Source organism: Acinetobacter sp. GN11, assembly GCF_054823985.1.
The window spans coordinates 1-802 of sequence record NZ_JRVL01000358.1; the positions used below are offsets into that span (position 1 = coordinate 1).

Below are 802 nucleotides of genomic sequence, written 5' to 3' on the forward strand. Positions count from 1 at the left end.
ACTCCGCTTTAATACATTAAAAATCAAAGAGCTGCTTTAATTTTTTCAGCTAATCCCTTAATTTTTTCTTGATCTCCTAACTCTACAGCATGGCGTCCAAGTTGATGCACATTTGTAGGAATAAGGTGAAAATGAACATGGGGAACAGTTTGTCCTGCCGCAGCTCCAGAAAGTTGCATCAAGACAATACCTTCTAAATTGAAGGCTTTTTCCATTGCTTTTGCAATTTTCTGAACAACTTGTATGGTATATGCGGCTGCTTCTGGAGGTAAATCAAGGAGCGTTACAGCAGGTGTTTTTGGAATAACTAATGTATGACCATCGGCTTGAGGCATAATATCCATAAAAGCTAGAACTTGATCATCTTCATAGATTTTTATCGCTGGAAGTTCATTGCGTAAAATTTTTGCGAAGATATTTTGATCATCGTATGCCATGTATTATTCCTTTAAAATTATTTACATTTCAATTCTTTCTGACGCTCTTTAATAGCATCAAGACGTTGTTGCTCTTTGTCAGAAAACTTTGGTTTTGTCGTATGACAGTTTTCATTACCATATTTTTCTTTAGCATCAGGATCTTTAAAACAAAAGCCTTTTGATGCATAAATCAAATTATAGTCGTCTTGTAATTTCTGACATTCTTGCTCAGGCGTTGCAGCTTGAACGCTTAAACCAGCAATGCTCACCATGCCAGTAAAGACTGCAACCATAAATTTATTCATGAGCGTTTCCTCAGTTAAAGGTATGAACCTGTACTCAATATAAGGTTTATTACCAATATTTCAATGACTATTAATTAC

General features: G+C 35.3%; 2 protein-coding genes. Both read right to left on the bottom strand.

What is annotated here, in order from left to right:
* Window positions 1-23 precede the first annotated feature (23 nt).
* Window positions 24-437, bottom strand: a complete 414-nt coding sequence (locus tag NL42_RS19375; RefSeq protein WP_016138228.1) for an HIT family protein — start codon at window positions 435-437, stop codon at window positions 24-26.
* A gap of 17 nt (window positions 438-454) precedes the next feature.
* Entirely contained in the window at window positions 455-724 is a 270-nt protein-coding gene (locus NL42_RS19380) for a YARHG domain-containing protein (RefSeq protein WP_004792570.1), read from the bottom strand.
* Window positions 725-802: the final 78 nt, after the last annotated feature.

What these genes read in the sequence shown, in the direction of transcription:
- NL42_RS19380 (WP_004792570.1), bottom strand. Translation starts at nt 724, where the DNA reads ATGAATAAATTTATGGTTGCAGTCTTTACTGGCATGGTGAGCATTGCT.
- NL42_RS19375 (WP_016138228.1), bottom strand. Translation starts at nt 437, where the DNA reads ATGGCATACGATGATCAAAATATCTTCGCAAAAATTTTACGCAATGAA.